Origin of the sequence: Microbaculum mangrovi, from assembly GCF_051390635.1 — a bacterium.
Lineage (GTDB): Bacteria > Pseudomonadota > Alphaproteobacteria > Rhizobiales > Tepidamorphaceae > Microbaculum.
Genome location: NZ_JBPODT010000003.1, coordinates 745,794 through 771,871, shown reverse-complemented (window position 1 = coordinate 771,871; position 26,078 = coordinate 745,794). Strand labels below are relative to the sequence as shown.

Sequence of the window (26,078 nt, the reverse complement as noted above, 5' to 3'; positions counted from 1 at the left end):
AAGGCAAGAAGCGGTGGCGATCACGCGGTCCATCGTCGGCATCGACAGCCCGGACGCCCTCACGGCGGCCCTGCAGGCCGCGCAGTATCTCGCCGGCGACGAGCTCGCGACCGCCGCCTATCTGGCGCTCGCCCTCGGCAAGCCGCTCCTGCTGGAGGGCGCGCCCGGCGTCGGCAAGACGGAAGCGGCGAAGGCGATCGCCTCCGTGCTCGGGCGTCAGCTCGTCCGCCTGCAATGCTACGAGGGCATCGACGCGGCGGCCGCGCTATACGAATGGAACTATCCGCGGCAGATGCTGGCGATCCGGCAGGCGGGCGACGAATACGTCAACATCTACGCCGACGACTTCTTGATTTCACGGCCGATGATGGAGGCCCTGCGCAATCCCAGGGACACCGTTCTGCTGATCGACGAGGTCGACCGTTCCGACCACGAATTCGAAGCCTTCCTGCTCGAGTTCCTGTCGGACTTCTCGATCTCGATCCCCGAGCGCGGCACGATCCGCGCGGAGGAAAATCCGGTCGTGGTGCTCACGTCCAACCGGACGCGCGAGCTGCACGAAGCCCTGCGTCGCCGCTGCGTCTACTGCTGGATCGGCTATCCGGCGCCGGAGCGCGAGGCGCAGATCGTGATGATGCGCGCCAGCGCGGTCGCGCGCGACACCGCAGACAAGGTGGTCCGCGCCGTCGGGGCGCTCAGGGACGAACCGCTCGCCAAGCCGCCGGGCGTCGCCGAGACGGTGGAGTGGGCGGAAGCGGCCACGGTCCTGCACGAACAGGGCGCACCGTGGCCCCAGGCGTTCAGACGCGCAATCGGCGTGGCGCTCAAGGACCAGGACGACATCACCTTTCTCAGCGACCGGCTCGACGCGCTGCTGCAGGAGGCGGCGGCATGAGCACGGCCTCCAGCCTCCCCCGCGCGGCCGAGCCGTTCATCGCCTTCGCGCAGGCGCTCAGGGCGAACGGATTCGCCGTCGCGCCGGAACAGACGCAGGACTTCATCGCCGGCGTCGGGCTGCTCGGCCCGCGCGGCATGCAGGACATTCACAGGGCGGCAGTCGCCACCCTCGCCCCGCCGCCGGAGCGCCGGGACGAATTCGATGCCCTGTTCCGCATGGTCTTCCTCGGCCAGACGATCGCGGCGGCCGCGCAGGCGGGAGACGAGGACGAGGTCCAGGCCTACGACGCCCGCGAGGGAGGGGCGGAGCCGCCCGAGGCGGAGGAGACGGAGGAGTCCGGCGGCGAGGCATCTGGCGCCGAAATCCTGTCGCGGCGCGCCTTCGGCGAGCGTGAGGATACGGCCGCCCTCGTCCGCCTGCGCCGGTCGGCGCCGGAAGCGCTGCCACGGCGCCGCTCGCGCCGGCGCGTGACTGCGAAGTCCAGCGGACAGCCGGACCTGCGGCGCGCCTTGCGCCAGGCGGTGCGCCGCGACGGCGAACTGCTGCAACTGCCCACCCGCGAGCGGGCCTTGCGCCAGCGCCGCGTGCTGCTGCTTATCGACGTGTCGGGGTCGATGAAGGCGGAGACCGAGGGCGCGATGCGTTTCGCGCACGCGCTGATGCGCGCGGCCGAGCGCTATGAGGCCTTCACCATCGGCACGCGCCTTACCCGGGTCACGCCGGCGCTTCGGCACCGCAATCCCGACCAGGCACTGGCCAATGCCGCGGGACTAGTCGCGGACTGGGACGGCGGCACCCGGATCGGCGACGCTCTCCAAGCATTCCTGGCGGTCCCGCGCTTCGCGGGCTTCGCGCGCGGCGCGCTGGTCATCGTCGTGTCCGACGGCCTCGAGCGTGGCGATCCCGCGACGCTGAACGAGGCGATCGCGCGGCTGCGGCGACTTGCCTGGAAGATTCTGTGGCTGACCCCTCTGGCAACACCGAGCACAGCGTTCGTGCCCCGGACGGAGGCCATGGAGGGGATCGCCCCGCACGTCACCCGTTTCGGCAGCGCGGCCGGCATCGCGGCGATGTGCGAGGAAGTCCTCCAGTTCGCCGGGAGGGCGGCCTAATGCGGATTGTCGACGCACACCATCACATCTGGCGCCAGACCGATCTGCCATGGCTGCTCGGGCCCACCCAACCGCGCATCTTCGGCCCCTATGACGGCATCAAGCGCGACTACCCGATCGAGGAATTCCTCGACGACATCGCCGACACCGGTGTGACCAAGTCGGTCTACGTGCAGGCGAACTGGGCCCCGAACTGGTTCGTCGACGAGGTCGCCTGGGTGCAGGACACCGCTAACCGCACGGGATGGCCGCACGGCATCGTCGGCTTCTGCAACATGAGCCAGCCGGACGCGCGCGCCGATCTCGACCGGCTGGCGTCCTTTCCGCTGATGCGCGGCATCCGCCAGCAGTTCCACTGGCACCAGAATCCGCTCTATCGCTTCGCACCGACCCCCGACGTCGCCCGCGACCGGGATGTCCAGCGCAACGTCGCGCGGCTCGCCGACTACGGCTGGACGTTCGATCTGCAGGTGTTCCCGGGCCAGATGGACAGCGCCTGTGAACTCGCCGACGCCTGTCCTGACGTGACCTTCGTGCTGCAGCACGCCGGCATGCTGGAAGACCTGTCCGACGACGGCCGGGCGACATGGCGGGCCGCCATGAAGAAGCTGGCCAAACGGCCCAACGTCGTCACCAAACTGTCCGCCTTCGGCACCTTCATCCATCGCAATGACGCGGACCACATCGCCTGGATGGTGAAGGAGACGGCCGCGATCTTCGGTGCCAAGCGCTGCCTGTTCGGCTCGAACTTCCCAATCGAGAAGCTCTGGACGAACTACAGCACGCTTCTCGACGCGTATCTGGCCGCGACCGCCGACATGAGCGAGGCGCGCAGGACCGCGATCTTCCACGACACAGCAAGCCGGATCTACCGGCTGTGAGCGAACAGACGCCAAAGGGAGGGAATCGACATGGCGCTTGAAATCCAAATCCTCGACTATGGGGACATAGAGCTCGAGTCGAGCTTCCTGGTGCTCGGCCGCGACTGCGGCCGCACGCGGCGCGTCTACACCTACGGCTTCCTGATCACCGGGGGCAAATACCCGATCGTCGTCGACACCGGCTATCGCGACAACGCGATCATGGAGACGCTCGGCATGCGCGGCCTCCAGTTCCACGAGAACATGATCGAGAACCAGCTCGCCCGGCACGGACTGAAGCCCGGCGATATCCGCTATGTCTGTCACACCCACCTGCATATCGACCACGCCGGCAAGGACGACCATTTCCCGATGACCACCACCGTGGTCCTCAATCGCCGCGAACTCGAGCATTCGGTGTCGGGCCTCATGCACCCGCAATACCCGAAGCCGGACATCCAGCACCTGATCGAACGGCTGCACACCAAGGACGCGCTCCGGCTGGAGGACACGGAGCTCACCGGCGAGATCGAGCTGATCCCCGGCGTGACGCTCGACTGGGCCGGCGCCCATACCGAGGGCTCCATGAACATCCATGTGGAGACGGCCGAGGGCCGGGCGACGATCTGCGGCGACGTGATCTACGACTTCAACGACCAGGTCGTGAATCCGCTGAACGAAATCCACAATCACGAGCCCCGCGTCACCGGCAACCATTCGGTGTCGAAGCGCGAGGAGAAGGCGGCCATCAAGAAGCTGCTGAACGGATCGAAGTTCCTGCTCCCCATCCACGACCGTCCGGCCAAGATCGAGGCGGATCAGGTCGTCGGCCGCCTCGGCATGCAGGTTCCCGGTCCGATCACCGAGACCGTTCCGCGCCGTGAGTGGTTTCCCGCCTGACCGACCGCATTGTTGAGGGAGGACCCGTCATGGCCCACGAAGCGCTGCGGCCGGAGTTCCGCAACCTGATCGACGAACACGCGCCGGTGCGCCAGATCGGCACAGGCTTCACGTTCACCGAGGGGCCGATCTGGCACCCCCGCGATCACTACCTGCTGTTTTCCGACATGCCGGCCGACGTCAGACGCCGCTGGGACCGGTCGGGCGTGCGCGAGGTCATGCGGCCCTCCAACAAGGGCAACGGCATGACCTACGATGCCGGCCTGAACCTGCTGGTCTGCGAGCATTCGACGTCCTCGGTGGCGCGATTCACACCGGACGGGCGCCGCGAGGTGCTGGCCTCCCATTTCGAGGGCAAGGAGCTCAACAGTCCGAACGACCTGTGCGTCGGACCCGACGGCTCGATCTACTTCACGGACCCCTGGTACGGGCGAATGCCCCACTACGGGGTGGAGCGGCCGCGCGAACTCGGCTGGCAGGGCGTGTTCCGCATCCGGCCGGGACGCGAGGGCCGCGACCCGGACCTGCTCGTCGACCGCTTCATGTTCTCGATGCCGAACGGGCTGTGCTTCTCGCCGGATGGCAGGCTGCTCTACGTCAACGATACCGAGCAGACCAACATTCGGGTCTTCGACGTCGAGGCGGACGGATCGCTGCGCAACGGCCGCATTTTCGCCTCCGGCATCAAGGACAGCCTGAAACCGGGCGTGCCCGACGGCATGAAATGCGACCAGTCCGGCAATGTCTGGGTCACGGCGCCGGGCGGCCTGTGGGTCTACAACCCGCAGGGCCAGCTGATCGGCAAGGTATCGATCCCCGAACTGCCCGCGAACCTGCATTGGGGCGGCGAGACCTGGCGCACGCTCTTCGTCTGCGCCAGCACGTCCGTCTATGCCGTCGACACGATCATCGGACCGTGCAACGAACCGTTCATGCGCGCCGACGCGGGCAGCGGACCGACGGCATCTGTTCCTGCATCCGGCGGCTCCGGCGCGGCGCCCTCCCCGGCCGCCGACACAAGCCTCAGCCTCGATCCCTCGCGCTGCGCGCTCATCATCCAGGACATGCAGAACGACGTGGTGATGGACGGCGGCGCCTTCGCCGAATCCGGATCGCCGCAGCACTGCCGCGAGCAGAACGCCATCGCCAATGCCGCGCGTCTGGCCGAGCACTGCCGCAGACTCGGCATTCCGGTGATCCACGTCTGGTTCGTATGCCCGCCCGGCCACGCCGGGGTCACGCTCAACGCGCCGCTTTTCGAAGGCCTCGTCGAGGCCAACGCCATGGTCGAGGGCAGCTGGGGCGCGCAGCCGGTTCCCGGTCTCGAGGCTAGGCCCGGCGATCACGTCGTGCGCAAGACGCGAATGAGCGCCTGGGAGGGCACCAACCTCGAGACGATCCTCAAGGCACAGGGCCGCGACATCCTGATCGAGACCGGCGCGTGGACCAATATGTCGATCGAGCACACGGCGCGCACCGGTGCCGACAAGGGCTATGTGATGATCATTCCGGAAGACGCCTGCTCGACAATGAATGCCGACTGGCACCGCGCCTCCATCGACTATGCGATGCAGAACGTGGCCGCCGTGACGAACGTGGACGAGGTGATCCGCGCGCTGGGCGGATAAGCGGGCGGTCAGTTCGCTGCGATCGGGACCGCCGCACGGCCAGGACCAATCGCTGATCTACCGTGCGTCGAGCTGCGCCTTAAGGCGTGCCAGTTCGGCGTCCTGCGGCCTGAGCGCGAGAAGCCTGTCGACGGTATCGCGCGCGCCGTCCCGGTCGCCGGCGTTCAGCTGGTCGCGCAGCAATCCCGCGAGCAGATCGACGTCATAGGGATGGTTCTCCAGGGCCGTCTCCCGGACTTCCCGGGCGGCTTGCGGGTTTCCGAGCGACTCCAGCGCCACCGCATAGACGTGGGCGTAGCGGGCGGATTCGGGCGCTTGTTCGACAGCTTCGGCGAGAAGGGGAAGCGCGTCCTCGCGGCGGCCCTGCCGCACCCGCAGGAGGCCCAGCGCGTGCACCACGGCGGCGTTGTCAGGCTCCGCCAGATAGGCCCGTTCCAGCAGCGTGGCTTCCTCGCTCGTGTTGCCGAGCGCGCGCTGGAGCTCGGCCAGATTGATCATCGCGGGAATGAAATCCGGCGCCAGACGCAGGGCGGTGCGGTACGCGGCCTCGGCCTTGCCGGCATCGCCGCGCTCGGCCCAGTAGCCTCCGAGATTCAGATGGGATTCCGGGCGTTCGGCCGCGGCCAGCTCCGAGGCGACGTACTCGTCCACGGCCGCCTGGTAGGCGCCGCGGCGGTCTCCAAGGAACGTCTCGGCCGGGACCGGCGCCAACACGCGTGCCGCCATGATCCGGACCGAGCGCACCGGATCGTCCAGCAGCGGCGCGGCAAGATCGACACGCGCGTCGGGCTGAATGCCTTCCAGGCTCTCCAGCGCCGCGGCGCGAACCATGGGGTCGGGATCCTCAAGCGAGGCCACGACCGAAGGGCCTGTCACCTCGTCGAGATAGGCGCGCAGCATCTCCACCGCCGTGGCACGTGCGATCGCCGGCTGGTCCCGGTCGGTCGCGAGCGCGGCGAGCCGTTCGCCCGCCCCCGGCGCGCCGGAGCGCCCGAGCGCCAGCGTCTCGCCGAAATGCGGTTCGTTGCGGCGGTCAGGGCCATACCATTCCGCGATCCTGTCCGCGGCCCACGACGCCGCCTTGTCCGAATGACAGCCGGTGCAGGCATCGGGGGCACCCGTCATCGCGGCGAGGTCGGGTCTCGGGATGCGGAAGGAATGATCGCGGCGCGGATCGACGACCATGTAGGTGCGCTCCGGCATGTGGCAGTCGACACAGAACGATCCCGGCTTGCCTTCGTCGTGGAAGTGATGAGCCGGCGAGTCGTAGGCGAGCGGCCTGATGCTGGAGAAGCGTTCCGGCGGCGTCTCGCTGTGGCAGGCGGTGCATACGGCGTTGCCGTCGGCAAGGAGCGCGCCGGAATGGGGCTCGTGGCAGTCCGTGCAGACAACGCCCTTCGCGTTCATCCGGCTCTGCAGGAAGGAGCCGTAGACGTAGACCTCGTCATCGATCTGACCATCCGGAAAGTAGAGACCACCCTGTAGGAGCGACGGCGTGTAGTGATCGAGAAAGGGCTCGCCGGCAACGTTGTGGTCGGTGATCTGCCGCCGTCGCGAGTGGCATTGCGCGCAGGTGCCGATTTGATTTCCGGCTTTCAGATCCGTCACCAGGCCGATATCCGTGCCCGGACCGTAGTCGCCGCCGGCGGGATTTTCCTCGGCCCAGGCGACATGGGCGCTGCCGGGGCCGTGGCAGCCCTGGCAACCGACATTCACGGCCGAATAGGTCGTCTCGTAGCTGTCGGTCTCGAGGTCGTAGTTGCGTCGAAGGTCGGTCGAATGGCAGTCGGCGCAGCGGAAGTTCCAATTGTACTCGCGCCCGGTCCAGTGCAGCGCATCGCCCGGCGCCACCGGCTCCTCCGCGAGATCGAACCACCGCTTCCTCTCGGTATCCCAGGCAACCGACAACGCCTGCAGCCGGCCGCGATCGAGCGCGACGAGATATTGCTGAAGCGGCGTCCAGCCGAATGTGTAGGCGACCTCGAACGTGGCGGTCTTGCCGTCGGGGCCTTCCGTTTCGACGAAATAGCCGCCGTCGCGGCGGAAGAAGCGGTAGTGGCCGGAGGGGCTTTCGAAGGTGACGTCGTCGAAATCGCCGCGAACGGTGTCCTCGGTCGGCGGTTCCATCGCATGGGCATGGTGCGAGTCCGACCAGGCTTCGGTCTCGGCGGCGTGGCAGGTTGCGCAGACGCTGTCCGCCACGTAGTCCGCCCGCTCCGACATTTGAGCGGGCATCGTCGCGGCCGGAACGTCATCCGAGCCGGCGGCATCGCCGGACCAGGCCAAGCCGACCGCGAGGACGAGGAAGACCACGCCGATTGTCCCCCCAAGCAGTGTCCAGGATTCGGAGGATCGAGAGTTCGGCATTTTCGCTACTCTTTGTCTGCCGAACGCGCGTGCCGGCGTCGCAATTTTCGATGACGGAACGTATTCTGGCATGCGGGATCGGTGCTTCCAAGGAATCATGTTTTTGCGAATAAAGTGCTTGGGTCACTCATGTTCGCGCTCCCCCGCCCCGCGTTCGTCTATGTTGGCGGGTCGGCGGCGACGCGATACCTTCATTCTAATAGCGGCGGATTGCCCCAGCGATGATCGATCCGTTCAGACAACAGCGACGATGGCCGATCAGTGTCGCGGGCACGGCGGCAGCGCTCGTCCTGATGCCTGGCATCGGCCTTACCGCGGATCTCGATACCCTCCCGTCAAGCCGGCAAGTCGTCGATCGTTGCGAAGCGCAGGGGTTGCGTACCGTGCCGCAAACCGACATCTGCATGAAGTTCGGCGGTTTCGTGCGGTTCGATATGAGCGCGGTCGGCAGGAACTGGATCGGCACGAACGGATACGTCGTCAAGAACATCGCCGTCGACGGCAATTCCGTCGCCCCGAGTGGCGTCGTGCCAACGATCAACGCCCAATCGCGCAGCGATATCATTGAGATGTACAGCGAGGGCCGACTGCACACCGAAGTGCGCGCGGATACCGAATACGGCACCGTGCGTGGACTCGTCGAAATCGAAGCGACCGACAACGAGACGCGTACCGGAGGGCCTTTCGGCCTGAGGCATGCCTACGTCCAGTTCGGCAACTGGACATTGGGCAAGACGTGGTCGACGTTCCTTCATCAGGCGTCCGGACCGTCCTATTCCGATCCCTACAGTGTCGTCGGCGACAACTCGACGGCCATACGGCGCAACCAGATCCGATATACGCAGACGTTCGGCCGCGAATTCTCGTTTGCCCTCGCCATCGAGGACCAGAACTACAACACGCCGCCGGCGGCGATAGTAGGCCTGGGGCCAAACGTGCCGATCGTTCCCGCGTCGGCGACCGCGTTTTCGGTGTCGAACGACCAAAACAACGTGCCCGACCTGGTGGCGGCCCTGAAATGGGGCAGGGCCGGGACCGGCTCCGCTCAGTTATCCGCCGCCCTGCACCAGAACAGCTACGCCGAGATGCTGACGACCGGCGGGGCGCCGGTGCCGGGGTCGAGGGACACGTCCATGGGTTTCGCGTTTCTGGCGGGCCTCGCGCTCGATCTGCCCAGCGGAGACGGGGACAAGTTCACCTTGCTGGCGAACTACACCAAGGGCGCCAGCCAGTACCTTCAGGACGATTACGGAAGCAGTACCGAGATCGTCTGGGGGCGATGCGGGACCGCGAACTGCATCCTTGACGATATCCGCAAGTGGTCCGTGGTGTCATCGCTCACGCATTACTGGTCGCCGCGGGTCTCGACGTCTTTCGGCGCTGGCTATTCGCGCACGGACTACGGCACCGTCGGCACCGCGCTGAAAGGCCTGCCCGCCGTTCCCGCCGCCCTCGACGTCGCCAGCCTGGAGGGCTTCGCGAACGCGCAGTGGCAACCCACGGCCCGCACCACGTTCATGCTGGATATCCACTATGGCCGGATCTACTATCGCGGCTTCGATCTCGCCCCGTCGATCCCCGGCATACAGGATGCGCAAGGCGCCTGGGCAGGCACCTTCGAGGTTACCAGGCGGTTCTGACGGCAGAAGCCGGTGCGCCCGCGCCCCGTCGGTATCCGGCTCCCCGTCGTTACACGGTATCGGCGATCAGAACCTCAACACGACCCCGGCGACCGGGCCCTGCATGACGACATCGAACAGGAACGGGCCGTCGCTGTAGTCGACGCCAGCGGCGCGATAGCCGAGCACGGCAGAGAAGCGATCGTTGAAGGAATAGCCGATGCCACCGAAGAGATCCCAATCGGAATCCGCCGCTCCGGCGCCTGCAAGGGCCCAGCCCGTCAGGTGAATTCTCTCGGTAATATTGGCTCGTCCCCTCAGGCCCACCAGGGCGTCGACCCAGGTGGCGCTGTCGGAGACCCGACGGCCGTTCAGGATGCCGCCGGAGAACGACAACGAATTATCGACCGACCATACCCGGGCGCCGCCGACAATATCCAGGTGGCCATTGGGGGTGTCGATGAGGGCATAGCCGGCCAGCGCGGAGAGCTCGAATGTCTCGTTGCCGAGCCCCACCGAGCTGGCAATGATGCCGAACGGCGTCGCCTTGTCCGTCGAGACCTTCAGGTAGAGCAAGTCGGCGGAAAAACTGAACCGGCCGTAACGGGCCTCGGCGACAGCCATCCCGCCGAAATCGAGCGCATCGAGAATGTCGGAGAAGTTGACATCGACATTGACCGGCGGTGCGCCGAAGGAGGCCACGTCACCGGAGAGTCCCGCCAACCAGAAGTAAGGTGCCACGACGAACGTCCATGCCGGGGCGACTTCTTCGACGACGACGGTCTCCGGAACCGTCGCGATATCTGCCGCCCGCCCGTGCGAGGTTCCGGCCACCGCCAATCCGGCCGTCAGGACCGCCACCCTTGCGCAATGATTCAACCGCATCTTTGAAACTCTCCCCCTACCCCCTGTTCGTCACAGGAGAGAACCGCTCAAGTCACTCGAAAGTTACCGCCAAGCGGACCGACAGATACAGAGACGGGTAATTGTCGATCGCATGTTCCGCGCGACTGCGCTATTTCTGCAACTCCCGTTGGAACACCGAGCCGCGGACACATTCGACCTACTCCCCCGACGTGTCCGCGCCTCACGACCGACGGGGCCGGGCAAGCCCGGCCCCGCTAATTGCGGTTGAGTCGAACTGGATGGGTCTATCTGCCCATGCCCTCCTTCAACTTCGCCTCGATAGCGCTGAGATTGAAGGAACCCGGCGTCTGGCTCGGCGGATAGTCGCTCATGGTCTGCAGGAACTGCGCTGCCAAAGCCTGGACCGGAACGATCACGAACGCGCGGTCCAACAGCCAGTCATCATAGATGTTGGCGTTGTGCTGGGCCTTCTCGAACGGATCGCGGCGCAGATTGAAAATCAGCGGCACCCGCAGTTCGGTGAACGGTTCCCGCCACACGCCGAAGGCCTGGCCGCGGTTCTCTAGGAACACGATCTTCCAGTCGTCGTAACGGGCCGCGACGATCTGGCCGTCGTCGTTGACGTACCAGAACTCGTGGCGGGGCGACTCGTCCGCTTCGCCGGAGAAGTAGGGGAGCATGTTGTAGCCGTCGATGTAGTTGCGATAGCGGCGGCCATTAAGGTCGACACCCTCGCGGAGCTGCTCCTTGATGTCGGGAGCGCCGGCGATCGCGGCAAAGGTCGGAAGCCAATCCTCATGCGCGACGATGCCGTTGAGCGTCTCGCCGGCGGGGAAGCGGCCGGGCCAGCGCGCGAAGGTCGGAACACGGTAGGCGCCTTCCCAGTTCGAATTCTTTTCGCTGCGGAACGGCGTCGTGCCGGCATCTGGCCAGGTATTGTAGTGCGGACCGTTGTCGGTCGAATACATCACCACCGTATTGTCGGCGATGCCAAGCTCGTCGAGCAGGTCGAGAAGCTCGCCGACATGCATGTCGTGCTCCACCATGCCGTCGTGATACTCGTCACCGCTCGGCCCGGAAATGCCGGTGTGCTCTTCCCTGACGTGCGTGCGGAAGTGCATCCGCGTACCGTTCCACCAGACGAACCAGGGCTTGTTCTCCTGGTTCTGGCGGATGATGAAGTCCTTGGCGGCGGCGACCGTCTCGTCATCGATGGTCTCCATCCGCTTCTTGGTGAGCGGTCCGGTATCCTCGATCGTCTGGGTCCCGTCTTCGTTGGCGTAGGTGTGCAGGACGCCACGCGGGCCGAACTGATCAAGGAACGTCCTGCCGTTGGCAAGCACCTTGTCGCCTGGATAGTCGCGGTTTTCCGGCTCTTCCTCGGCGTTCAGGTGATAGAGATTGCCAAGGAATTCATCGAATCCGTGATTTGTCGGCAGATGCTCGTCGCGGTCGCCCTGGTGGTTCTTGCCGAACTGGCCGGTCGCATAGCCTTGCGATTTCAGGACCGTCGCCATGGTCACGTCGGTCTCCTGCCAGCCCTGCTCGGCGCCGGGAAGACCGACCTTCGTCATGCCGCTGCGCACCGGAACGCTGCCGCCGATGAACGCGGCGCGCCCGGCGGTGCAGCTCTGCTGTGCATAGTAGTCGGTAAAGGACAGGCCCTCGTCCGCGATGCGATCGATATTCGGCGTCTCGTAGCCCATCATGCCGCGGTTGTTATGGCTGATGTTCCAGGTGCCGATGTCGTCGCCCCAGATGACGAGGATATTGGGTTTCTCTGCGTCCTGGGCACTCGCCCCGCAGATCATTGCGGCGGCAATCAACGTTGCAGCAGAAAGCGTTCGCATTATTCGGAACACGGCGGACCTCCCTTTTTAAATAACCTTATCTACGTATATTAGCCGGGAAATATAATTGCAAAATGACAGAATTTGGAGCGCAATTGCGCTATCAAGACAAAATATTCCGTCCACCGCCCCAGAGGCAGGAGAGGAAACGTCATTCAGCGACGCGGCAATTAGGCAGCCCCCGGGATTTTGATTTGTGAAGTACGTCGAAATTACACGGGCCTCGACATTGCGGCCGCTCGTCGAGACCCTGAACGGCGATACGACATTCGGGTTTTTCGCCGCATGGTCGATCCAGCCCGCCGCGTTCTCGCTCTTCGCGACCAATGGGCTGCAACTCAGGTTGCACAGCGAGAGCGCCGGCAGCGACCGCCGGCTGCTCCGGTCCCTTGGCGCTCGCCCCACTCGCACGATTGAGCAACCGAGACGATTCCGCGCGACCTAACCGCCGCTCAGGCGCGGCAGAAGCACGACCTCGCTGTCCGGAGCGACCGTCTTGAACCAGGAATCGTTATAGATACGGCCGTCGATCGCGACTGAAATCCCCCGCTTCAGCTGCGGCTCGAGGCCGGGGTAGAGTTCGCCGAGCCGTTGCAGGAGCTCGCGAAGCGTCTCCGCCTCGACCTCGACCTCGGCCTTGCCTTCCGCGAGCGCTTGCAGGGAGCCCCAGACAACCACCTTGACCATCGATCAGGTCCGTGCGGCCTCCATCGCGGCCAGGACGCGCGGAGGCGACATGGGCAGCTCCGCGAGACGCACCCCGGCGGCTTCGGAGACCGCGTTCGCGACCGCAGCCAACGGTGGCACGATCGAGGTTTCGCCGACGCCGCGGACGCCGTAGGGATGTCCCGGATTGGGGATCTCGAGCACGACCGTGTCAATCATCGGCAGGTCGGAGGCGACCGGAATGCGATAGTCGAGGAAGCCCGGGTTCTGCAGCCGCCCGTCCGAGCCGTAGATGTATTCCTCGTTCAGCGCCCAGCCGATTCCCTGAACCGCACCGCCCTGCAACTGGCCTTCGACATAGGAAGGATGGACCGCCTTCCCGGCATCCTGGACGACCGTATAGCGCAGTATTTTCGCCGCGCCGGTCTCTGGGTCGATCTCGGCGTCGACGATATGGGTGGCGAAACTCACGCCCGCCCCTTCGGCGTTCACCTCGAAATGGCCGGCGATCGGACCTCCGGTATTCGACGCGACGGCCGCGATCTCGGCGAGCGTCATCGGCGGGAACTGTCCGGCATTCGGCCCGGCAGGCCGTGCCGCGCCGTCCTCCCAGACGACCGCGTCGGGATCGATCCCCCATATTTTGGCGGCGCGGCCGCACATCTCGTGGATCGCGGCGCGCGCGGCCTCGATGGTGGCGAGACCGACGGCAAAGGTGACCCGGCTGCCATCGGTAACGTCGTTCAGGCCCAGCGCGCCCGTGTCGGCGATGACGGTGCGCACCTTCTCATAAGGAACGCCGAGTTCTTCTGCGGCCATCATCGACATAGAGGCGCGCGATCCACCGATATCCGGATTGCCTTCCGACAGGCTCACCGTGCCGTCCGCATTGATGTTGAGCGAAACGCAGGTATTGCCGCCGAAGTTGAACCAGAAGCCGCAGGCCACGCCACGGCCCTGGTTGGGGCCGAGCGGCGCCGACCAGTGCGGGTGCGACTTGGCCGCATCGAGCGTCGCGGCACAGCCGATCTGCTGGAAGGTCGGTCCATAGGACGAACGGGTGCCTTCCTGTGCCGCGTTCTTCAGGCGAACCTCGATCGGATCGAGGCCCAATCCCTTGGCTAGTTCGTCGATGACGGACTCGACCGCGAACGCGGCCATCGGCGCGCCCGGCGCACGATAGGCGGCCTGGCGCGGCCGATTGGTGACAACGTCCCAGCCGATCGTCTTGACGTTCTGGAGGTCATAGGGGGCGAAGGCGGACATGGCGCCCAACTGGACCGGCGAACCGGGATAGGCGCCGCCCTGATAGCGCAGCTCGGCACGAGCGCCGGTGATCGTGCCGTCCGCCTTCATGCCGATCTTCACGTCGATCGACGTCGACGCGGTCGGTCCGGTCGCGCGCAGCACTTCCTCGCGGCTCATCACCATCTTCACCGGCCGGCCCGATTTGCGCGCCAGCGCCAGCGACACCGGCTCGAGGAAGACGGTCGTCTTGCCGCCGAACCCGCCGCCGATCTCCGAGGCGGTAACACGCAGCCTGCCGAGCTCGATCCCCAGCATCGCCGCGCAGGCTTCGCGCACCATGTAATGGCCCTGCGTGCAGCACCACAGATCGGCCTGCCCGTCGCCGCCCATCGTGGCGAGGCAGGCATGCGGCTCGATATAGCCTTGATGCGTGGCCGCGGTCCTGAACGTCCGCTCGACGATACGGTCGGCCGCGGCGAAGCCCGCCTCGACGTCACCGTGACCGAACTGGAAGCGGTCGACGACGTTGGCCGACATTCCCTCCGGCACGGTCTCGCTGGCCCGCCCCTCGTGCAGAATCGGGGCTCCGGGCTTCATCGCCTCGTCGACATCGGTGACGTGCGGAAGCACCTCATAGTCGACCTTGATCAGCTTGAGCGCCTTGCGCGCGACCGACCGGTTGACGGCGGCGACGGCCGCCACCGCGTGCCCGTCATAGAGCGCCTTCTCGCCGGCCATGCAATTGTCGAGCGTGTCGTCGTCGGGATCTTGCGCTGTGGCGAAATCGGCCCGTGTGACGACCGCTTTGACGCCCGGCAGCGCTTCCGCCTCGGAGGCGTCGATCGACCGGATCCGGGCATGGGCATGCGGGCTGCGCAGGACCAGCCCGACGAGCGCGCCGGGTGCGGTCATGTCGGCGCCGAAGCGGGCGCGGCCGGTGACCTTGTCGATGCCGTCGGGGCGAACCGGCCTGGTGCCGACAACCTTGAACACGCGGCTTTCCGGGGTTGGTCTGTCGAGCATCAGCGCGCCTCCCTCATCTCGGCGGCCGTATCCAGAACGGCACGGATGATCTTGTCATAGCCGGTGCAACGGCAAAGGTTGCCGGCAAGCCAGTATCGGGTTTCTTCCTCGGTCGGATCGGGATTGCGCTCGAGCAGCGCCTTGGCCGCGACCAGAATGCCCGGCGTGCAGATCCCGCACTGCAAGGCGGCATGGTCCAGGAACTTGCGCTGCAACGGATGCAGGGTCTCGCCGTCGGCCATACCCTCGATCGTATCGACCCTGGCACCGTCCGCCTCGGCACCGAGCATCAGGCAGGAGCACACAAGACGGCCGTCGACCGTGACGGAGCACGCGCCGCAGTCGCCGGTGCCGCAGCCTTCCTTGGAACCGGTCAGGCCGAGGCGATCGCGCAAGACGTCCAGAAGCGTCTCGTCGGGCTCGCAGAGGAATTCGGTGACGTCGCCATTGATGGTGGCGGTAACGTGAATCTGACTCATCATTTACTCCGGGCTCTGTCGCGCGCGACGACCGCGACGCGGCGCGCGAGGACGCCGGCAACTTGGGTTCTGAAGGCGACGGTGCCGCGCTTGTCGTCGATCGGACGGCAGGCGGCGGAGGCGGCTTCGGTCAGACGATCCAAAGCCACATCGTCGATATTCGTGCCGATCAGCGTCTTGGCCGCGTCCTCGACGAGCAGGACCGTCGGCGCGACGGCGCCGAGGCTGACGCGAGCGGCGGTGCAGACGCCGCTTTCATCCAGCGTGACGGCAATCCCGCAGCCGACCACGGCAATGTCCATCTCCGTGCGCGGTATGAAGCGCAGATAGGCGTCGCCGGACTGCGGCGCAGGCTTGGGCAGGAAGATGGACGCGATGAATTCGCCACGCTGCAGGGCAGTCTTGCCGGGGCCTTGCGGCACGGCTTCGACCGGGAGTTCTCGCGTTCCATCGGGCCCGGCGATGCGCGCGATCGCGCCGGCTGCGACCAGCGCCGGGACGCTGTCGGCGGCGGGCGACGCATTGCAGAGATTTCCGGCGACGGTGGCGCGGCCCTGGACCTGCGTCGAGCCGATCAACTCGGCGGCCTCGACCACCCCCGGCCAGGCAGCCTTGAGGCTGGCGTGCTCGCCCATCTCGGCGGCGCAGACACCGGCGCCAATCCGAAAACCGCCATCTTCCTCGGCGATCGTCCGCATGCCGGCAATGCGCTTGATGTCGAGCATAAGGTCCGGCTCGGTGGCTCCGGACCGCAACCGCACCAGAAGGTCGGTTCCGCCGGCCAGCACGTGAGCGGTGCCGGTTTCCCCGGCAAGAATTCCGACCGCGCTTTCAATCGTTTCGGGCGCCACGTAGCGCATCAACGCTTCCCCTTGATTTGAATTCAGATCCGCGACGGCGCCACCTTACTAGGCCGAACGTCGTCGCGCCATATTCGTTCATTGTCGAATGACGCGGCGACACGGGCAAGGGAACGACGTGCTGTCTTATGGTCGCAGCCTCCGTCAGATCCCTGTGCTCGACCGCGGTAGACCAAACCATATCCGCGCGTCACCTCGTCACGATATTCGCGACAGGATCTCACGCGGATTTTTCGGGCACACCGGCATCGATCAGTATCTGGATATAGCGCTCGAGGTGCTGCTTGTTCCGGGACGGGATGATCCGGGAGTCGTCAACCGTGGCCTTCGGATCCAGCGCCAGGTAGTCGGCAAGCGCGGCCGCGGCTTCGGCCTTCCGGCCGAGCATATGGTTGGCGACGAGCAGTTGGCGGCGAAAGGTCGGATTGTCGGGCGCGACGCGAACCGCGTGCTGCGCGGTCAGCACCGCTTGCTCGTAGTCCTGAATCGAGTGATAGGCCCAGAACAGCCCCATCAGCCAGTAGGGCATGAACCCGTCGCGCGGGCTCAACCGGATGGCTTCCCTCACCGTCGCAATCGCGAGATCGGGTTCGTCCGCGCAGGCCAGGATCGCCCCGCGGAGTCCGATGGCGGGGGCAAAGTTGGGGCTTAGTGCGATCGCGCGGTCGATCGTGGAGAGCGCCTCGTCCCACTGGTAGGCGAAGGTGTAGGCCCAGGACAGGATCGTCAACGCCATCGGATCGGTGTCGTCGATCGCCACCGCGTTCTCCGCAGTCTTGACCATATCCTTGAAGGACTGTTCGCGCGAACGGCTCCAGCCATAGAAGGCATCGAGGAAATGCACCAGCGCCAGGTCGCTCGCGCCCAGCCCGCTGCCGGGCGACAGGGCTATGGCCTGTTCGAACAGGCGGCGCGCGATCCGGGCGTCTTCGCGGCCAAGCTTCCAGACATGGGCGCGGCCGCGCATCACGCATTCCCAGGCGCTCAGCTGGGCCGGGTCTTTTTGCCGTGTCTTCTTCTGCTCGGCGGAGACGAGTTCCGGCGCGACCGCGTTGATGATCGCCTGGTTGATCTCGTCCTGAATATCGAAGATGTCGGCAATCTCGCGGTCGTAGCGCTCCGCCCAGATGTGATTTCCGGTTTCCGCGTCTATCAGCTGCGCGTTTATGCGCAGCCGGTTGCCGGCCTTGCGGACGCTTCCTTCCAGAACATAGGCCACGCCCAACTCCCGCCCCACCTTCGTGACGTCGACTGGCTGGCCCTTGTAGGTGAAGCTCGAGTTTCTTGCGATGACGAAGAACCATGGCAGGCGGGACAGCTCGGTGATGATGTCCTCGGCCATGCCGTCGGCGAAATATTCCTGTTCCGGGTCGCCCGACATGTTGGTGAAGGGCAGAACCGCGATGGACGGTTTGTCGGGCAAGGCGGGCGTCGCGCCGGGCGAGACCTCGGGGGACTTCCCGTTCCCCTTGTCTTCCGGTCTCCATCGCCAGACCCGTACCGGCTCCGGGATGTTCTTCAGTTGCTGATCGCCCAGATCCTCGAACCGAAGACCGGGGCCGCCATGAGCGCTGCGATAGACCAGATCGGAGATGCAGAGGCCGCCCGGCTCGGCGAGGCCTTCGAGGCGCGCTGCGACGTTGACGCCGTCTCCGACGATATCCGCGTCCTCGATGACGATATCGCCCAGGTTGATCCCGACCCTGTAGCGGATCCGCAAATCTTCGGGAATCGTCGCTTCGCGTTCGGTCATCGCCTCCTGGACGGCCACCGCGCACTTGACCGCGTCGACGACGGAGGGAAACTCGACGAGCAGTCCATCGCCCATGGTCTTGACGATGCGGCCGCCGTGCCCGGCGATCTCCGGATCGATCAGGTCGCGGCGCAGGGCCTTCTGCCGCTCGATCGTGCCTTCCTCGTCGGCCCGCATGAGGCGCGAATAGCCCACCATGTCGGCAGCGAGGATCGCGGCAAGGCGCCGCTGGACGCGCTCCTGAACCAAGGCCCTCCTCCCAATCGAGTTTTGTTAGCCAACTCTAGGGACGGGCCGCGTCTTAGTCTATCGCCTCCGTTGCAGGTCGGCCCCGGAGCCTTACTGTCGGATCAACGGCTGATGGGCGCAGCGGAACGAACCGCCGACCATGCAAGGCACGCGGTAGGGAATCCGGATCACCTCGAAATTCCGCTCTTCGAGCGCCTTTGCGATCACGTCCAGCGGCTCTTCGGACGGGACGACGACGAGACGATCGTTCAGCACGAAGTTGTTGCAGCCCATATGGGCTTTGGCGAGCGCTTTCGGCACATCGACCACGTCCCAGTCCTTCATGAAGGCGGGCAGGCCCGCAGGCAACGCCTCGAGACTGGTGAAGACCACGCCTTCGCGCGGCGTCATCATCACGCAATCGAGGTGCGGGAACATCGGGTCGATCGGCACCACGTCGACCTTGTAGTCCGGTCCGAGCGCATGCTGCAGCCAGCGCGCGCCTTCGGGGTTGCTGCAGCCGCCGGAATGGCCGACGAGAATCTGCTTGCCGAGCACGAAGACGTCGCCGCCCTCGAGATAGCCCCAGCCCTTACCGTCGCGATAGTCGTCGGCGCCGCTGTCGGGCTGCGCGAAATAGCGTGCGCCCCGCTCTATGGTCGAAGCGAGGATTTCCCGGATGGCGAAACGCTGGCGGCGATGGAACAGGCTGCGCGGCGCCAGCTCGATCACGTTGTTGCCGATGGTCACGAAGGGATCGCGCATCCACGCGGTGGATACGCCGTGGTCCTGGCCGCGCGGATACTTACGGTTTTCCGGACTGATCGGGCCGGCGACGTGCACGCGGATGCCGAGTTTTTCCAGGAGGTCGATGGCACCCTGGATCTGTCCGCTGAACTCGGCGAACAGCTCGGGCGCGACCTCCTTGACGTCGCGCCCCTGGTTCGCCGTCCAGAACTTTCCGAATTCGCCCTGCGCGCGCAGCTTCACGTCGTCGAGAAAGACCGGCAGCACCCAGGTGTCAGGCGAGCCATAGACGCATTCCTTGAGATCCGCCCACTCGGATTCGACATGGATCGGGGCTTCGCTGGTCTGCGTCTCGTTGTCGGCCATGACGGGCATCTCCGGTTGTGATAGTCCGCCGAGATAACGCGCGCGGAGACCACCGGAGAACCCCAAAGCTTGCAATCACGCTTGCGCGATAGCGAAAGGATCGTCACCGGCGATAGCGCTGTGGAACCGGTCCATGAACGCCTTAATTGCCGGATGGCTGGCCAGTTCGCCGTGATAGGCGAGATAGAACTGGACGCGGACGGGCGGTGCATCGAGAGGAATTTCGACGAGGTCGCTGCGCCGGACCGTCTCGACGAAATGGGTGGGAAGCAGCGCGAACCCGACGCCGGCGAGCACCGCCGCCAGAATGGACTCGAGCGTCGCGCCACGGCCGGCGATCTGGAGCGGAAAGCTCTCCTCGAAGCCTCGGAACGTGTCGGCGCGGAAACCGCGCGCGATATAGGGAATATCGCCGACCGGTTTGCCGCCAAGTCCGTCGACGATGCGATCGTAGTAGGGCGATTTGCGGCTCACGAACGGGCGGTGCTCCTCGGCGAACGCGGGAACGTATTGGATCTGCGGCAGCCAGGCAGGCGTTCCCGTCGTCCCGATGTCGAGGCGATGTTCGCGGACCAGGATGTCGACGGAGGGGCTTTCGTGAACGCTGACATTCACCAGCATTTCCGGATAGTCCCGGTGCATCTTCGACAACGCGTCCACGATGCCGGCGGCCGGGTTGGAGATGACGTTGTCGATGACGCCGAGATTGAACACGCCGGAGACGCTTTCGCGCGCCGCCTGCACTTCCTGCTCGAAGCCGTGCAGCCGCGACAGCAGATCCACCGTCGCCTGATAGATGTGCTCGCCTTGCGGCGTGAGCGCGAACCCGCCGCGTCCGCGGCGGCACAGATGCACGCCGATGCGCGCCTCGAGCGCGGAGAGATCCCGGCTGACGGTCGACAGGCTGACGCCCAACTTGTTGGCGGCACTCGAGACGCCACCATGCTCGACGACCGTCGCGAAGACGCGCAGTTGCCGGATATCGTATTTGGATACCGCGAACATGGAAGTGACCTAACGCTTACTTGCGGCTCCACGCAAGTGAAGTGACAAAAATTCCGGTTTCCGCACTTCCTGGGGCTTTATAGGCTTCCGGCACCGCCTTGCCGCTGCAAGGCTTTTCACCGGTGGGCCGTCGAAAGAGATAACCATGATCCATAAGCTGCTGACTTTCGTTTTCCTGACAATACTCGGCGCTTCCGTGGCGCATGCCGACGAGACGCTCGATCGCATCAAGTCCGCCGGCAAGATCACGGTGGCGACGGAAGCCGCGTTCAAACCGTTCGAATATGTCGACGACGGCGAGATCGTCGGATTCGGGGCGGATCTCCTGGCAGAAGTCGTGAAGGACCTCGATGTCGAGGTCGAGCAGCTGGACCTGCCCTTCCAAGGCATTCTCGCCGGTCTCGCGGCGGGCCAGTACGACCTGGTCGCGACATCGGTCGCGATCAACCCCGAACGGGCTAAGTCCTATGCCTTCTCGCGCCCCTTCGCCGCGATCTCCAACGTCATCGTGGTGCCGGTCGGCGAGACCAAGATCACTTCGATCGAGGCGCTGAATGACCGTGTCGTCGGCACCCAGCTGGGCAGCTCGACGGAGGCCGTCGCCCGGCAGATAGACGAGGAACTGAAGGCTGCCGACGGCGCGGGCTTCTCCGACCTGCGGCTCTTCCAGACGTTCCCCGACACCGCCTTCGCGCTGCGTTCGGGCCAGGTCGACGCCATCATTATCAGCTCGGTCAGCGCCGGCGAGTTCATGGCAGCCTCACCGGACAGCTTCAAGGTCGTCGCCGAATACGGCGACCCCGTCTATATTTCCTGGGTGACACGTCTGGACAGCCTCGACCTGCTGGCGAGCGTCGACGCGACGATCAGCCGGCTGGCAGAGAGCGGCGAGCTCTACGCGATGCAGGAAAAATGGGTGGGCATTCGCTCAGACAGCCCGGCGGAAGGATATCTGCCGGAGGGTGCAGCCCAGACGAAATAGACCGGCGAAGAGCTCCGCAGTTTGGATTACCTGGTAGACATTTTCGCGATCATTCCCCTGCTCGCTGACGGCCTGCTCATTACGCTGGCCGTCAGCTTGCTGGCGGCGGCCGGCGCGCTCATCCTGTCTCTCCCTCTCCTGGGGGCGCGCCGGTCGCATAAAAGATGGCTTCGCTACGCAGCGACCACCTACATCGCCCTCATGCGGGGCCTGCCGATCGTCATCCTGGTTTTCCTGTTCTACTTCGGACTACCGGCGCTTCTCGGCCTCGGCCGGGTTTCCGCCTTCTGGGTCGGCGTCGTGGCGCTGGCCATGAACGGTGCCGCTTTTCTCGCCGAGATCTTCCGCGGCGCAATACAACGCATACCCGACGGCCAGGCGGAAGCGGCGCGCGCGCTCGGGCTGAACAGGGTGCAGACCTGGCGCCTCGTGCTCATACCGCAGGTTCTGCCGGTGGCGCTGCCCGCGATGGCCGGCGAAATCGGCTTCCTGGTCAAGGCCTCCCCCGTCCTGTCGCTCATCACGCTGGTCGACCTGACCCGCCGCTCCCAGCAGGTGGCAATGCAGACCTTCGACCCGCTGGCCCCGACGCTTGCGGCGGCGCTGGTCTATTTCGTCGTCCTGTGGTCGATCGCCATGCTGTCGCGCTGGCTCGAACGGCGGCTCGAGCCGGCCAAGGCGGGCGCATCGTGATCGAGCTTCTCAGCAGTCATGGCGGCGACATCCTGCGCGGCCTGGTCAATACGATCGCCATCGTCGCGATCGGCTTTGCAGCCGGCGCGATCGCCGGAACGGCGCTCGCCTTTCCGCTCGGAGCGGAACGGGCGGCCGTGCGGCTGCCGGTCCGGTGTTACGTGGAAGCGATCCGCAACACGCCGTTCCTCATCCAGGCGATGCTGATCTTCGCGACGGTGGGCGTGTTCCGGCTGCGGATCGATCCGCAGGTCGCCGGCGTCCTGGCGGTTGCCATCTATACGTCCGCCTATATGGCCGAGATCGTCCGTGGCGCCCTCAAGTCCGTGCCCGAAGGCCAGTGGGACGCGGCAGCGGCCCTCGGCCTTCGCTCAATGCGGCGCTTCCGCCTGATCATCCTGCCACAACTGCTGCCCTTCGCGCTGCCGGCGTGCGTCAATCTCGTCGGCACGGTGGCAAAGGAATCCGCCTTCCTGTCCGCGGTATCGGTCCCCGAACTCACTTTCGCGGGCCAGGTGGTCATCGCCCAGACATTCAAGGTCTTCGAGGTGTGGGCGATCATCGGCGGGCTCTATTTGGCCCTCGTACTCGTCATCCTCGCCATCGCGCGGCGCCTCGAAAACCGCATGGCCTGGCTGCAGCCGGCCTGACACGGGAGAACTGTCCATGCCCATCGCCATCAATCCCGAGCGGTTGCTCAAGGATCTGCATGACCTGCGCGCGATCGGCGCGTCCGGCAACGGCGTCATCCGCCCGGCGTTTTCCGATACCGACATAGAAGCGCGCCAATGGCTTGCCGAGCGCATGCGCGACACGGGTCTAGAGCCCGCCTTCGATCCGGCCGGCAATCTGTTCGGCCTGCCGCCCGAGCCGGGCAAATGCCTGCTGATGGGGTCTCATTCGGACACGCAACCGGAGGGCGGCTGGCTCGACGGGGCCTACGGCGTCATCGCCGCGCTGGAAGTGTCCCGCGCCGCGCGCGAGGCCGGCGGCCCGCCGGTCGCCGTCGTATCCTTCCAGGACGAGGAAGGCCGTTTCGGCGTCCTCACCGGAAGCCGCATCTGGGCCGGCGTCCTGCCTCTCCCCGAAGCCGACGCTCTGGTCGACACAAGTGGGGTCACCTTCGCCGAGGCCCGCCGACGGATGGAGCCGATGGTGACCGGCGACTTCCTGCCGGCCGACCGTTTCAGGGGCTTCGTCGAAGCGCATATCGAACAGGGTCCGGTGCTCGACCAGCAGGGCGAATCCATCGGTGTCGTCGACGCCATTGTCGGCATCCGCACAGAACGGTTCCGGTTCACCGGCGCGCAGAACCATGCCGGCACGACGCCGATGGCGATGCGGCGCGACGCCTTCCAGGGCCTGGCCGCGTTCGTCAACGACCTGAACGCACGGCTCGCCGCTATCGTCACGCCGACGACGGTGTGGACCATCGGCCATGTCCGGCTGCATCCCAACGCGCCGTCGGTGATCCCCGGGGACGTCGAATTCACCGTGCAGTGGCGCGACGGCAGCGAAGCGCGGCTCGAGGCGATGACTCAGACGATCCGCGACTGCGCCGCGGAAACGGCAGCCGCCCGCGGCCTGGGCCTGGAAAGGTCGGACTTCTCAGCCCTCGCCCCAACCGCCATGGACGGTGGCCTGATGGCCAGTCTCGATGGAGCAGCGGATCGCGTCGCGCCTGGCAAGTGGCGGCGCATGCCCTCGGGCGCGCTGCATGATGCGGCCAATCTCGCACGGCTCATGCCGACGGCCATGCTCTTCGTGCCGTCGATCGGCGGCATCAGCCACGACTTCGCGGAGGATACCGCCGAGGAGCACCTGGTCCTCGGCGTGCAGGTGCTCGCGGCAAGCCTGGAAGCCTAGAGCAGGGCCTAGACGCCCTCGCCGGCAACCTCGAGCAGCAGCTTGCCGTTGACGGTGCGCGTCTCGAAGGCGCGGTGCAGCTCTCTGATTTCCCCGAAAGGGAAGCGCCGGGCGATCGGTACGGAAAGCGTGCCTTTGCGGATGGCGGCGAGCACATGGTCCACGCCAGCCTGCCAGCGACCGGGCACGCGCATCGCATGGAGCACCTCGAACCCGGCAAGCGAGGTTGACCGCTCATAGAGCTTCGGCCGGATATCGAAATCCGGGTAGCCGGCGGCCTCGCCGATATTGATGATGTGCCCGTAGGTTTTGAGGCAGTCGAAGCTGCGCGGCAGTACGTCGCCGCCGAGGGAGTCGATAACGAGATCGACACCGCGACCTTCCGTGAAATCGAGCGCGCGTTCCACGAAATCCTCTGCTGACCTGTCGATCACCAGCGCCGCGCCTTTATCGCGTGCCGGCGCGTCCCGTCCCGGGCTCCCCACGGTGCCGATCACGGTCGCGCCGGCAGCGACCCCGAGCTGGGTGAGCGCAAGGCCGACCGCGCCACTGATCGAATGGACGAGAACGCATTCGCCGGCACGCACCGAATAGGCACTGTGCAGCAAATGGTAGGCCGTGAGGCAAACGACGGGGAACGAGGCCCCGATATCCAGCGGCATGTCATCGGGCAAGGGGATGACATAGGCGGCGCCGACCGCGCAGCGTTCCGCATACCCCCCCAGCATGGTCGGGCCGGTAATGGCGGCGACGCGCTGGCCGACAGCCGGTCCCTCGACCCCCTCGCCCAGCGCCACCACCCGGCCGGATACCTCCAGGCCGATGACCGCCGGATAGGAGATCGGATCGGGATAGACGCCCCGCCGCTTCTGCGTGTCGCCCCAGTTCGCCGCCGCATAGGCGACGTCGATCACGACCTCGCCCCTGCCTGGGGCGGGGTCCGGGATATCGCGATAGACGAGCTGATCAATGTCGCCCGGACTGTCGATCACTATCGCACGCATGGCTGCGGCCTCAGCTGCGGATGAGGGGCTGGTGCGCGCAGCGGAACGAACCGCCGAGGCAGTAGACCTCGTCATAGGGTACGCGGATGATCTCGAAACGACGCTCCTTCAGCGCCGCCGCCAGCGCGTCCTGCGGTTCGCCTTCCGGCATCATCACCGTACGGTCGTTGAGGACGAGATGGTTGCAGCCCATGTGGACCTTGGTGATCTCGAAGGGCACGTCGATCAGATCCCAGTCCTTGATGCAGTCGGGAACGCCGTCGGGCAGGCATTCCAGCGAGACGACCGCGACGCCCTCTCGCGGGGCCAGCATGACACAGTCGAGATGCGAGAAGCGCGGATCGACGCGGACCATCTGCACGTCGTAGTCCGGACCGAGCATATGCTGCAGCCAGCGCGCCCCTTCCGGATTGCTGCAGTTGCCGGAATTGCCGACGAGCACGGTCTTGCCGAGCACCAGAATGTCGCCGCCTTCCAGATAGCCCCAGCCGGGCAGGCCTTCGTTGCTGTCGTCGGCGCCGGAATCCGGCTGCGCGAAGTAGCGCGCGCCCCGTTCCATCGTCGCGGCCAGAATATGGCGGATGGCGAAACGCTGCCGGCGGTGGAACATCGAGCGCGGGGCGAGCTCGATGACATTGTTGCCGATGGTGACGAAGGGATCGCGCAGCCAGCCGGTGAGCACGCCGTGGTTCTCCCCGCGGGGGAACTTCATGTTGGCGTCGCTCATCTTCGTGGGCAGGTGAATACCTACGCCGAGGTCTTCCAGCCGCCGGATCGTGTTTTCGATCTGATGCTGCCAGCGCGCGAAGTATTCCGGGTCGGCGTCACGGACGTCGCGCTCCTGGTTCTCATACCAGAACTGGCGGAAGGCGCCGGACGGCCGGACATCCGCGTCCTGGAGGAACTTGGGGAACACGAACTGGTCGTAACCTCCATAGACGCATTCCTTCAACTCGCCCCACTCGGCGCGCACAAAGACCGGATCGGAAGCGTCCGAGACTTTCTGCGCCGCAGCGCGCATCGCCTTTTCGTCGTACATGGAAGGATTCTCCGTGAT

At 65.8% G+C, this 26,078-nt stretch carries 23 protein-coding genes; 11 read left to right on the top strand and 12 right to left on the bottom strand.

Translation table 11 applies throughout. The annotated features are described in order from the left end of the window. Positions 1-13: 13 nt before the first annotated feature. The 5 genes from ACSF9G_RS16415 to ACSF9G_RS16395 are packed head-to-tail and all read left to right on the top strand — an operon-like array spanning position 14 to position 5,398. Positions 14-895 carry an AAA family ATPase gene (locus ACSF9G_RS16415; protein ID WP_436643177.1) on the top strand — a complete coding sequence of 294 codons (882 nt, stop codon included), beginning with the start codon at positions 14-16 and terminating at the stop codon, positions 893-895. Continuing rightward, the gene (locus ACSF9G_RS16410; protein ID WP_436643176.1) at positions 892-2,010 is read left to right on the top strand and encodes a vWA domain-containing protein; all 1,119 of its coding nucleotides are present in this window, start codon (positions 892-894) and stop codon (positions 2,008-2,010) included. Before ACSF9G_RS16415 ends, ACSF9G_RS16410 begins: the two co-directional genes overlap by 4 nt. Further along, positions 2,010-2,891 (top strand): amidohydrolase family protein, encoded by an 882-nt coding sequence (locus tag ACSF9G_RS16405; RefSeq protein ID WP_436643175.1) that lies wholly within the window; start codon positions 2,010-2,012, stop codon positions 2,889-2,891. Before ACSF9G_RS16410 ends, ACSF9G_RS16405 begins: the two co-directional genes overlap by 1 nt. A 30-nt stretch (positions 2,892-2,921) precedes the next feature. Next, positions 2,922-3,770, top strand: a complete 849-nt coding sequence (locus ACSF9G_RS16400) for an N-acyl homoserine lactonase family protein (RefSeq protein WP_436643174.1) — start codon at positions 2,922-2,924, stop codon at positions 3,768-3,770. 29 nt (positions 3,771-3,799) lie between these two features. Continuing rightward, positions 3,800-5,398, top strand: a complete 1,599-nt coding sequence (locus tag ACSF9G_RS16395; RefSeq protein ID WP_436643173.1) for an isochorismatase family protein — start codon at positions 3,800-3,802, stop codon at positions 5,396-5,398. Positions 5,399-5,455: 57 nt separating this feature from the next. Here ACSF9G_RS16395 and ACSF9G_RS16390 read toward each other — a convergent pair whose 3' ends face one another. Beyond that, the gene (locus ACSF9G_RS16390; protein WP_436643172.1) at positions 5,456-7,765 is read right to left on the bottom strand and encodes a tetratricopeptide repeat protein; all 2,310 of its coding nucleotides are present in this window, start codon (positions 7,763-7,765) and stop codon (positions 5,456-5,458) included. Between the two features lie 221 nt (positions 7,766-7,986). On the opposite strand from ACSF9G_RS16390, the gene ACSF9G_RS16385 reads away from it, so the two are divergent. After that, the gene (locus ACSF9G_RS16385) at positions 7,987-9,405 is read left to right on the top strand and encodes a DcaP family trimeric outer membrane transporter (RefSeq protein ID WP_436643171.1); all 1,419 of its coding nucleotides are present in this window, start codon (positions 7,987-7,989) and stop codon (positions 9,403-9,405) included. A 66-nt stretch (positions 9,406-9,471) separates the two neighbouring features. Here ACSF9G_RS16385 and ACSF9G_RS16380 read toward each other — a convergent pair whose 3' ends face one another. Both ACSF9G_RS16380 and ACSF9G_RS16375 read right to left on the bottom strand, forming a co-directional pair. Then, positions 9,472-10,269: a hypothetical protein gene (locus tag ACSF9G_RS16380; protein ID WP_436643170.1), complete on the bottom strand. Its 798-nt coding sequence runs from the start codon at positions 10,267-10,269 to the stop codon at positions 9,472-9,474. Positions 10,270-10,535: 266 nt separating this feature from the next. Continuing rightward, entirely contained in the window at positions 10,536-12,062 is a 1,527-nt protein-coding gene (locus ACSF9G_RS16375; protein ID WP_436643273.1) for an arylsulfatase, read from the bottom strand. Between the two features lie 235 nt (positions 12,063-12,297). On the opposite strand from ACSF9G_RS16375, the gene ACSF9G_RS16370 reads away from it, so the two are divergent. Continuing rightward, a complete protein-coding gene (locus ACSF9G_RS16370; protein ID WP_436643169.1) occupies positions 12,298-12,546 on the top strand; it encodes a hypothetical protein in 249 nt (82 codons plus the stop codon). Here ACSF9G_RS16370 and ACSF9G_RS16365 read toward each other — a convergent pair. From ACSF9G_RS16365 to ACSF9G_RS16335, 7 genes are all read right to left on the bottom strand, one after another. Further along, positions 12,543-12,788, bottom strand: coding sequence for a MoaD/ThiS family protein (locus tag ACSF9G_RS16365; protein WP_436643168.1), 246 nt, complete (start codon positions 12,786-12,788; stop codon positions 12,543-12,545). The two genes, ACSF9G_RS16370 and ACSF9G_RS16365, sit on opposite strands and share 4 nt — an antisense overlap. Before the next feature lie 3 nt (positions 12,789-12,791). Beyond that, positions 12,792-15,038: a xanthine dehydrogenase family protein molybdopterin-binding subunit gene (locus ACSF9G_RS16360; protein ID WP_436643167.1), complete on the bottom strand. Its 2,247-nt coding sequence runs from the start codon at positions 15,036-15,038 to the stop codon at positions 12,792-12,794. Further along, positions 15,038-15,517, bottom strand: coding sequence for a (2Fe-2S)-binding protein (locus ACSF9G_RS16355; protein WP_436643166.1), 480 nt, complete (start codon positions 15,515-15,517; stop codon positions 15,038-15,040). Before ACSF9G_RS16355 ends, ACSF9G_RS16360 begins: the two co-directional genes overlap by 1 nt. Further along, the gene (locus ACSF9G_RS16350; protein WP_436643165.1) at positions 15,517-16,377 is read right to left on the bottom strand and encodes an FAD binding domain-containing protein; all 861 of its coding nucleotides are present in this window, start codon (positions 16,375-16,377) and stop codon (positions 15,517-15,519) included. The genes ACSF9G_RS16355 and ACSF9G_RS16350 overlap by 1 nt, the downstream gene beginning before the upstream one ends. Positions 16,378-16,597: 220 nt before the next feature. Continuing rightward, positions 16,598-18,379, bottom strand: a complete 1,782-nt coding sequence (locus ACSF9G_RS16345; RefSeq protein ID WP_436643164.1) for an adenylate/guanylate cyclase domain-containing protein — start codon at positions 18,377-18,379, stop codon at positions 16,598-16,600. 90 nt (positions 18,380-18,469) lie between these two features. After that, the gene (locus ACSF9G_RS16340; protein ID WP_436643163.1) at positions 18,470-19,471 is read right to left on the bottom strand and encodes a hypothetical protein; all 1,002 of its coding nucleotides are present in this window, start codon (positions 19,469-19,471) and stop codon (positions 18,470-18,472) included. Positions 19,472-19,546: 75 nt separating this feature from the next. Continuing rightward, positions 19,547-20,476 (bottom strand): LysR family transcriptional regulator, encoded by a 930-nt coding sequence (locus ACSF9G_RS16335; protein ID WP_436643162.1) that lies wholly within the window; start codon positions 20,474-20,476, stop codon positions 19,547-19,549. Positions 20,477-20,621: 145 nt separating this feature from the next. On the opposite strand from ACSF9G_RS16335, the gene ACSF9G_RS16330 reads away from it, so the two are divergent. The 4 genes from ACSF9G_RS16330 to ACSF9G_RS16315 are packed head-to-tail and all read left to right on the top strand — an operon-like array spanning position 20,622 to position 24,017. Beyond that, a complete protein-coding gene (locus ACSF9G_RS16330) occupies positions 20,622-21,458 on the top strand; it encodes a transporter substrate-binding domain-containing protein (protein ID WP_436643161.1) in 837 nt (278 codons plus the stop codon). A gap of 21 nt (positions 21,459-21,479) precedes the next feature. Beyond that, the gene (locus ACSF9G_RS16325) at positions 21,480-22,151 is read left to right on the top strand and encodes an amino acid ABC transporter permease (RefSeq protein ID WP_436643160.1); all 672 of its coding nucleotides are present in this window, start codon (positions 21,480-21,482) and stop codon (positions 22,149-22,151) included. Continuing rightward, on the top strand, positions 22,148-22,801 hold the full coding sequence (locus ACSF9G_RS16320) for an amino acid ABC transporter permease (protein WP_436643159.1): 654 nt from the start codon (positions 22,148-22,150) through the stop codon (positions 22,799-22,801). The genes ACSF9G_RS16325 and ACSF9G_RS16320 overlap by 4 nt, the downstream gene beginning before the upstream one ends. 16 nt (positions 22,802-22,817) lie before the next feature. Continuing rightward, positions 22,818-24,017 carry a hydantoinase/carbamoylase family amidase gene (locus ACSF9G_RS16315; protein ID WP_436643158.1) on the top strand — a complete coding sequence of 400 codons (1,200 nt, stop codon included), beginning with the start codon at positions 22,818-22,820 and terminating at the stop codon, positions 24,015-24,017. 8 nt (positions 24,018-24,025) lie between these two features. Here the strand turns inward: ACSF9G_RS16315 and ACSF9G_RS16310 are convergent, their stop codons facing one another. Together ACSF9G_RS16310 and ACSF9G_RS16305 are read right to left on the bottom strand one after the other, a co-directional pair. Further along, a complete protein-coding gene (locus tag ACSF9G_RS16310; RefSeq protein ID WP_436643157.1) occupies positions 24,026-25,021 on the bottom strand; it encodes a quinone oxidoreductase family protein in 996 nt (331 codons plus the stop codon). A 10-nt stretch (positions 25,022-25,031) separates the two neighbouring features. Continuing rightward, positions 25,032-26,060 carry a dimethylarginine dimethylaminohydrolase family protein gene (locus tag ACSF9G_RS16305; protein ID WP_436643156.1) on the bottom strand — a complete coding sequence of 343 codons (1,029 nt, stop codon included), beginning with the start codon at positions 26,058-26,060 and terminating at the stop codon, positions 25,032-25,034. Positions 26,061-26,078: the final 18 nt, after the last annotated feature.

Bases quoted from the DNA above. Each gene is read 5' to 3' on its own strand.
- ACSF9G_RS16410 (WP_436643176.1), top strand. From the start codon at position 892: ATGAGCACGGCCTCCAGCCTCCCCCGCGCGGCCGAGCCGTTCATCGCC.
- ACSF9G_RS16405 (WP_436643175.1), top strand. From the start codon at position 2,010: ATGCGGATTGTCGACGCACACCATCACATCTGGCGCCAGACCGATCTG.
- ACSF9G_RS16400 (WP_436643174.1), top strand. From the start codon at position 2,922: ATGGCGCTTGAAATCCAAATCCTCGACTATGGGGACATAGAGCTCGAG.
- ACSF9G_RS16395 (WP_436643173.1), top strand. From the start codon at position 3,800: ATGGCCCACGAAGCGCTGCGGCCGGAGTTCCGCAACCTGATCGACGAA.
- ACSF9G_RS16390 (WP_436643172.1), bottom strand. From the start codon at position 7,765: ATGCCGAACTCTCGATCCTCCGAATCCTGGACACTGCTTGGGGGGACA.
- ACSF9G_RS16385 (WP_436643171.1), top strand. From the start codon at position 7,987: ATGATCGATCCGTTCAGACAACAGCGACGATGGCCGATCAGTGTCGCG.
- ACSF9G_RS16380 (WP_436643170.1), bottom strand. From the start codon at position 10,269: ATGCGGTTGAATCATTGCGCAAGGGTGGCGGTCCTGACGGCCGGATTG.
- ACSF9G_RS16375 (WP_436643273.1), bottom strand. From the start codon at position 12,062: ATGATCTGCGGGGCGAGTGCCCAGGACGCAGAGAAACCCAATATCCTC.
- ACSF9G_RS16365 (WP_436643168.1), bottom strand. From the start codon at position 12,788: ATGGTCAAGGTGGTTGTCTGGGGCTCCCTGCAAGCGCTCGCGGAAGGC.
- ACSF9G_RS16360 (WP_436643167.1), bottom strand. From the start codon at position 15,038: ATGCTCGACAGACCAACCCCGGAAAGCCGCGTGTTCAAGGTTGTCGGC.
- ACSF9G_RS16355 (WP_436643166.1), bottom strand. From the start codon at position 15,517: ATGAGTCAGATTCACGTTACCGCCACCATCAATGGCGACGTCACCGAA.
- ACSF9G_RS16350 (WP_436643165.1), bottom strand. From the start codon at position 16,377: ATGCGCTACGTGGCGCCCGAAACGATTGAAAGCGCGGTCGGAATTCTT.
- ACSF9G_RS16340 (WP_436643163.1), bottom strand. From the start codon at position 19,471: ATGGCCGACAACGAGACGCAGACCAGCGAAGCCCCGATCCATGTCGAA.
- ACSF9G_RS16335 (WP_436643162.1), bottom strand. From the start codon at position 20,476: ATGTTCGCGGTATCCAAATACGATATCCGGCAACTGCGCGTCTTCGCG.
- ACSF9G_RS16330 (WP_436643161.1), top strand. From the start codon at position 20,622: ATGATCCATAAGCTGCTGACTTTCGTTTTCCTGACAATACTCGGCGCT.
- ACSF9G_RS16315 (WP_436643158.1), top strand. From the start codon at position 22,818: ATGCCCATCGCCATCAATCCCGAGCGGTTGCTCAAGGATCTGCATGAC.
- ACSF9G_RS16310 (WP_436643157.1), bottom strand. From the start codon at position 25,021: ATGCGTGCGATAGTGATCGACAGTCCGGGCGACATTGATCAGCTCGTC.
- ACSF9G_RS16305 (WP_436643156.1), bottom strand. From the start codon at position 26,060: ATGTACGACGAAAAGGCGATGCGCGCTGCGGCGCAGAAAGTCTCGGAC.